The organism is Rahnella rivi, from assembly GCF_019049655.1.
Taxonomy (GTDB): domain Bacteria; phylum Pseudomonadota; class Gammaproteobacteria; order Enterobacterales; family Enterobacteriaceae; genus Rahnella; species Rahnella rivi.
Genome location: NZ_JAFMOX010000040.1, coordinates 44,641 through 50,640, shown reverse-complemented (window position 1 = coordinate 50,640; position 6,000 = coordinate 44,641). Strand labels below are relative to the sequence as shown.

Sequence of the window (6,000 nt, the reverse complement as noted above, 5' to 3'; positions counted from 1 at the left end):
TTATTTAAATCATCCTAAATTTTCTCATTAAAACTTGAAGACATAACCAATAACTTTAATATTTATTAAGCTAAGAATCCCAGTATCGACATTAGTTCTAAAATCCGTTTATTTGAAATAAACGGATTTTTTTTATTTCAATGTTGTGCCACCGCCCCCACGCCCCTGATCGAATGCGCTTTTTGTTGTGAACCGGCATCCTTGCTTCACCACCCACAACAGAGAGAGTCACCCTGATGGCTGATTATCATCACGGCGTACGTGTCGTTGAAATCAACGACGGCACCCGCGTTATTTCTACCGTTTCCACCGCAATTATCGGCATGGTTTGTACCGCAGAAGATGCGGATGCCACTGTATTTCCTCTCAACACGCCGGTTCTTATCACTGACGTTCTGGCGGCCAGCGGGAAAGCCGGCACCAGCGGGACGTTGCGCGCTGCGCTTCTGGCGATTGCTGACCAGTGTAAACCGGTCACCGTCGTGGTACGTGTTGCCACTGGCGATGACGAGGCCGCGACCACCAGCAATATCATTGGCGGTTCTGATGCCAATGGCCGTTACACAGGCATGAAGGCACTGCTTTCTGCGCAGGCAGAACTGGGCGTGAAGCCGCGAATTCTGGGCGTCCCTGGGCTGGATAATCAGGCTGTCGCAACCGCGCTGGCAGCCGTTTGCCAGCAGCTGCGTGCCTTCGGTTATATCAGCGCTTACGGCGCAAAAACGCTTTCCGATGCAATCAAATACCGCGACAACTTCAGCCAGCGTGAACTGATGCTGATCTGGCCGGATTTTGTGAACTGGAATACGGCGACCAGCCAGTCTGATATTGCTTACGCCACTGCACGCGCTTTGGGCTTGCGCGCCAAAATCGACCAGGAAACCGGCTGGCATAAAACCCTGTCAAACGTGGGTGTGAACGGCGTGACCGGTCTGTCGGCCAGCGTGTTCTGGGATTTGCAGGCCAGTGGTACTGATGCAGATCTGCTGAACCAGGCGGGTGTGACGACGCTGGTGCGCAAAGACGGTTTCCGTTTCTGGGGCAACCGTACCTGCAGCGACGATTCACTGTTCATTTTCGAAAACTACACCCGTACCGCGCAAGTGCTGGCAGACACCATGGCCGAAGCGCATATGTGGGCGGTCGATAAACCGATGACCCCGACGCTGGTACGCGACATGATCGACGGCATCAAAGCCAAAATGCGTGAAATGAAATCAGCGGGTTACATCATTGACGGCGACTGCTGGTACGACGAAGCCGCAAACACAGCGGAAACACTGAAAGCCGGCAAATTGTATATCGACTACGACTACACCCCGGTTCCTCCGCTGGAAGACCTGACCTTGCGCCAGCGCATCACCGACTCTTATCTGGTGAACTTTGCCGCGTCCATCAACAGTTAAGGAGACAATGACTCATGGCACTTCCTAAAAAATTAAAATACCTGAACCTGTTCAACGACGGGAACAGCTACCTCGGCCTAGTTTCCTCACTCACCCTGCCGAAACTGACCCGCAAGCTTGAAAACTATCGCGGCGGCGGCATGAGCGGTTCAGTCGCGGTGGATTTCGGTCTGGATGACGATGCACTGACGCTGGAATGGTCTATCGGCGGTCTGGATGAACTGGTTCTGCAACAATGGGGCAGCGTTTCCGATATCCCGCTGCGCTTTGCCGGTTCCCTGCAACGCGACGATACCGGTGATGTCTCAGCGGTCGAAGTGATGATGCGCGGCCGTCACAAGGAGTTTGATTTTGGTGAATATAAGCAAGGTGAAGACACCGAAACCAAAGTCACCACCCAGTGCACCTACTTCAAACTGACTATCGACGGCAAGCAGCTGATTGAGATCGACACCGTCAATATGGTGGAAATCGTCAATGGCGTTGATCGCCTGGCGCAACACCGCACCGCGCTCGGCCTGTAATTCCCCCTCCCAGAGCCGGCAGACATTGCCGGCTTCACTTGTGCTTAAACAGGAAAACGCATGAGCCAGACTGACAACAACAACACCGTGATTCTGGATGTGCCGCTAAAACGTGGCGACACCGACATTACTGAAATTCAGGTGACCAAACCGACGGCAGGCAGCCTGCGTGGCATCGGGCTTGCCGCGCTGGCGAATGCCGACGTCGATGCGCTGATTACGCTTTTGCCCCGCATCACTTATCCCAACCTGACCAAAGAAGAGTGCTCACGCCTCGAGCTTCCGGACCTGATTGCGCTGGCAGGCAAGGTGATTGGTTTTTTATCACCGAAACCGGCGGAGTAACGCTCTCCCCCCGCCTCACCGTGGATGATCTGATGGCTGACATCGCGGTGATTTTCCACTGGCCGCCGTCCGAAATGGACGGCATGTCGCTCACCGATCTGTTGAGCTGGCGCTATAAGGCATTGCAACGCAGCGGAGTAAAAACAGATGAGTAATGTCGAACAATTACCCACGACGTTGGGGAAAATAAATAAACAGCTGAAATCGCTGAAAGCGGCCACGGCGAACGCCTGGCAGACGTTTACCACGCTGCCGAAGAAAAGCTTATACAACGCGATGTCAGAAGACATCAGCGACGTTATCTGGGAACTCAGATCTTTAGATAATCAGTCACGCCCGCTGGCGCATTTCCTGAAACCGTATGTTGAGCTGTCGGCGGGAGATCAGGAATCAGTTAAACCCGCCAAACCAGTTAATCCATACGCGTCCGAACGCAGAAGCGCGGAAAGTATTTCGGCTGGGCGCCGGGCCGTTGTTGAGCAGAAAGTCATGGAACCTGGCGAGCAGTTTACGCATCGCGAGGAAATTATCGGGCAACTGAAATCGGCCAGCTCAGATGCTATCAGCTTCGCCCTGCCTCAGCTGGAACTGGCAAAAAACTTTCTCAAACCCGGCGCGGATCTGCAAGTCAGCCTTTCTGAGCTTCAGTCGGGGCTGGGCCTGCAAAAAGAAGATCCGCGCGTTGCGGCGTTGCGTCAGCAAAGTCTGTCGATGGCGACATCAGGTCATTCACCGGCGGACGTGGTGGCCGCGCAGAAAAAGTTAGCGGATAGCGGGCTCGATGCCAATCAGGTTCTGGCACAGACGCCGGGGGAACTCAACGGTTCAACGCCGGCGGCACAAACGGCCATCACCGTAAAAGGCGACAATCTGGATGGCGACATAACCAAACTCTTTGCCACCTGGGACACGCTGCGCATCAATCTCTTCGAAGGGCAAAGTGCGGCGCTGCGCGAACTCACACAAACCGCCACTCAATGGCTGACCACGCTCAATACCTGGGTCACCGATAATCCTCAACTGGTCAACGCGCTGCTCGGCATGGCGCTGGGGATCACCGGAGTGATTGGCGGGCTGGGTTCGCTCGGCATGGCCATCGCGCCGGTACTCAGCGGCGTCAACATGATGATGGCTGGCGCCGGATTGCTGGGCACAGTCTTCACCAGCACCGGCGGCGTGATCGCTGCTGCGTTTACCGCTATCGGATTGCCGCTGTTGCCGGTCATCGCGTTGATTGCAGGGATCGGGATTGCGGTGGTGAAACTCTGGGAGCCGATCAGCGCCTTCGTCAGCGGAATGATCGCCGGATTCAGTTCAGTCATGGGGCCGTTAAGCAATGCCTTTGCCCCCTTTAAATCGGCCCTCGGCTGGATTACCGATCTTCTGGCACCCATTAAATTCACTCAGGACGAACTGCGTGGCTACACCGATATCGGCAAATTGGTCGGGGCAGCCATCGGTGAAATTTTCGTGACGCTGAATAAAGCAGTGTCTCAAATCGGTGAAGTATTTAACTGGGCGCGCAAAAGTGTCGATTCCGTGCTTAACATTTTCAGCAGCGACACTGACGAACAGACAGAAGCTCAAAATCCGCCTGCAGCGTTTAATCCCGCTTTATCGGCGACGGGCGGCACACTCAGCCTGTATCAACCGGCCAAAGCCAGCGTGGCGAATAGCCTGACGGATAATCGGACCACCACGATGAATGTCAGTTTCACTGCCACACCGGAAACGGATTACCAGCAAATTCAGAGCTTTATTACCCGGACGCTCAACGAGCGCGACTGGAATAACGAAAATGCGCAACACAGTGTGTTTGATAATGGAGGGTTTTACTCATGATGATGTCGCTGGGCTTATTTGTATTCAAATTAAGCTCCCTGCCCTATCAGAATATTAACCATCAGGTGAATTACAACTGGGGCGAAAATGCTCGTTTTGGTCAGCGGGCGGTTTCACAGTTTCTCGGTTTGGGCCAGGAGAAGTTGACGCTGAAGGGCCAGCTGTTACCGGAGCTCACCGGGGGAGTGCGGTATCTGCAGGCATTGCAAAGTATGGCGGACTCGGGCCGTGCGTGGCCCCTTATTGAAGGTACCGGCACCATTTATGGCATGTTTATCATTGAGAGTCTGGTCAAGGACAGCGGCGAATTTAATACCCGCGGTCAGGCGCGCACTATTACTTTTACCCTCAACTTAAAACGCGTCGATGAATCCCAGGCGGCAATGTTTGGCGATCTCCTCGCTCAGGCCGAGGGCTTATATAACAAGGCGAGTTCGGCAGTCAGCAGTGTTATCGCAGGAGTCTAAACCATGCTTACGGATCTTCAGTTGCCCGCCGGCGCACGCATCGCCCCGGTGTTTACCCTTAAGATAAAAAATAAGGTCCTGGAAGAGAATATCACTGAGCGGGTGATCAATCTGACGGTGACCGATTACAGTGGCTTTGCTGCAGACACCCTGACGCTGACGTTTGACGACGGCGACCGGCAGCTGGAGATGCCCGCCAGAGGTACCGTTTTACACCTGCATATGGGGTGGTCTAAACAGGCTTTATACGATTGTGGTTATTTTACGGTGGACACTGTCACCCATTCCGGAAGCCCTGACAGAATCGCCGTCACTGCCCGCAGCGCAGATTTTCGTGGCTCATTTGAAACCAAGCGGAGTCAGTCTTATGACGACTATACGCTGGGCGCGATCGTCAGAATTATCGCGAGCCGCAATAACTTCCCTCTGCCGGTTATAGATCAGGATCTCGATAATATTCCGATCCCGCATATTGATCAGACGGATGAAAACGATGGCTACTTTCTCACACGACTGGCGCAAAACTACGGAGCCCAGGCCACGGTCAAAAATGGCTCGATCCTGTTTTTTAAACCTTTTACTGGCCGGACAGCCTCCGGGCAGGCGTTGCCATGGAACACGCTGGTGCGCAGCGACGGTGATTCCCACACGTTTAAACTGGTTGATACGCTGGCCTATGAGAGCGTAAAAGCCCAGTGGCATGATGTGAAGAAAGCAGCAACGACGAGCGTAGCGCTGAAACGGACATCAACGCAGACTTCAAACTCGCAAAAGCAACATCCTGCATCGGTAACGCCGTCAGCAGAATTGAATACGCCGGCCAAAGAGCAGACAAAAAGCTATATCGCAGGGTCTGGTAATAAAGTTCTGCTGCTGACGACCCTGTATCCCGATGAACAATCTGCCAGGCGTGCGGCGGATTCTGTCTTCAATCGAATCCAGACAGAATCTTCAACCTTCAGCATAAAACTGGCGCTGGGGCGCGCCGATCTCAGCGCACAAATGCCCGTGACCGTGCAGGGTTTCAAGGATGTGATAGACCGCCAGCGGTGGGTGATTAACTCTGTCGTGCATAATCTCAATGAGAAAGGATTCACTACCACCTTGAATTTGAAGGTTTACACCGCGGATATTACTTATCAGTCATCCATAACGGCATTATAAACTTGCTTTTGCAAGTTAATGAATTCATAATCACCTCATCGCCTAACTGTCATGCCGGAGGTTTTTATGATGCATTGCCCGCTTTGTGGAAAAGTTGCCCACACACGTTCAAGCCGTTATCTGAGTGAATCAACCAAGGAACGGTATCATCAGTGTCAGAATATTCAGTGCAGTTGCACGTTTGCCACACATGAGTCCGTCGCCAGGGTTATCTCTAAACCCGGCGGAAACCAGCCATCTGCGGCATAGTCA

8 protein-coding genes are annotated in these 6,000 nt (G+C 53.3%); all 8 read left to right on the top strand.

All coding sequences use genetic code 11. The features are described 5' to 3' along the window. Window positions 1-236 precede the first annotated feature (236 nt). Window positions 237-1,406, top strand: coding sequence for a phage tail sheath protein (locus J1779_RS01840; RefSeq protein WP_122096163.1), 1,170 nt, complete (start codon window positions 237-239; stop codon window positions 1,404-1,406). A gap of 14 nt (window positions 1,407-1,420) precedes the next feature. Then, window positions 1,421-1,930, top strand: coding sequence for a phage major tail tube protein (locus tag J1779_RS01835; RefSeq protein WP_056772763.1), 510 nt, complete (start codon window positions 1,421-1,423; stop codon window positions 1,928-1,930). A 60-nt stretch (window positions 1,931-1,990) separates the two neighbouring features. After that, window positions 1,991-2,275: a phage tail assembly protein gene (locus J1779_RS01830; protein WP_056772765.1), complete on the top strand. Its 285-nt coding sequence runs from the start codon at window positions 1,991-1,993 to the stop codon at window positions 2,273-2,275. Window positions 2,276-2,307: 32 nt separating this feature from the next. Then, entirely contained in the window at window positions 2,308-2,430 is a 123-nt protein-coding gene (locus tag J1779_RS01825; RefSeq protein WP_200930282.1) for a GpE family phage tail protein, read from the top strand. Continuing rightward, window positions 2,423-4,117: a phage tail tape measure protein gene (locus J1779_RS01820; RefSeq protein WP_217202705.1), complete on the top strand. Its 1,695-nt coding sequence runs from the start codon at window positions 2,423-2,425 to the stop codon at window positions 4,115-4,117. The genes J1779_RS01825 and J1779_RS01820 overlap by 8 nt, the downstream gene beginning before the upstream one ends. After that, complete coding sequence (locus J1779_RS01815) at window positions 4,114-4,584, top strand: phage tail protein (protein ID WP_056772772.1); 471 nt, start codon at window positions 4,114-4,116, stop codon at window positions 4,582-4,584. The genes J1779_RS01820 and J1779_RS01815 overlap by 4 nt, the downstream gene beginning before the upstream one ends. Window positions 4,585-4,587: 3 nt before the next feature. Beyond that, the gene (locus tag J1779_RS01810) at window positions 4,588-5,748 is read left to right on the top strand and encodes a contractile injection system protein, VgrG/Pvc8 family (protein ID WP_217202704.1); all 1,161 of its coding nucleotides are present in this window, start codon (window positions 4,588-4,590) and stop codon (window positions 5,746-5,748) included. 66 nt (window positions 5,749-5,814) lie between these two features. Continuing rightward, entirely contained in the window at window positions 5,815-5,997 is a 183-nt protein-coding gene (locus J1779_RS01805) for an ogr/Delta-like zinc finger family protein (protein ID WP_072158068.1), read from the top strand. The last annotated feature ends 3 nt before the right edge of the window (window positions 5,998-6,000 follow it).

Bases quoted from the DNA above. Each gene is read 5' to 3' on its own strand.
- J1779_RS01805 (WP_072158068.1), top strand. From the start codon at position 5,815: ATGATGCATTGCCCGCTTTGTGGAAAAGTTGCCCACACACGTTCAAGC.
- J1779_RS01840 (WP_122096163.1), top strand. From the start codon at position 237: ATGGCTGATTATCATCACGGCGTACGTGTCGTTGAAATCAACGACGGC.
- J1779_RS01830 (WP_056772765.1), top strand. From the start codon at position 1,991: ATGAGCCAGACTGACAACAACAACACCGTGATTCTGGATGTGCCGCTA.
- J1779_RS01835 (WP_056772763.1), top strand. From the start codon at position 1,421: ATGGCACTTCCTAAAAAATTAAAATACCTGAACCTGTTCAACGACGGG.
- J1779_RS01815 (WP_056772772.1), top strand. From the start codon at position 4,114: ATGATGATGTCGCTGGGCTTATTTGTATTCAAATTAAGCTCCCTGCCC.
- J1779_RS01810 (WP_217202704.1), top strand. From the start codon at position 4,588: ATGCTTACGGATCTTCAGTTGCCCGCCGGCGCACGCATCGCCCCGGTG.
- J1779_RS01825 (WP_200930282.1), top strand. From the start codon at position 2,308: ATGGCTGACATCGCGGTGATTTTCCACTGGCCGCCGTCCGAAATGGAC.
- J1779_RS01820 (WP_217202705.1), top strand. From the start codon at position 2,423: ATGAGTAATGTCGAACAATTACCCACGACGTTGGGGAAAATAAATAAA.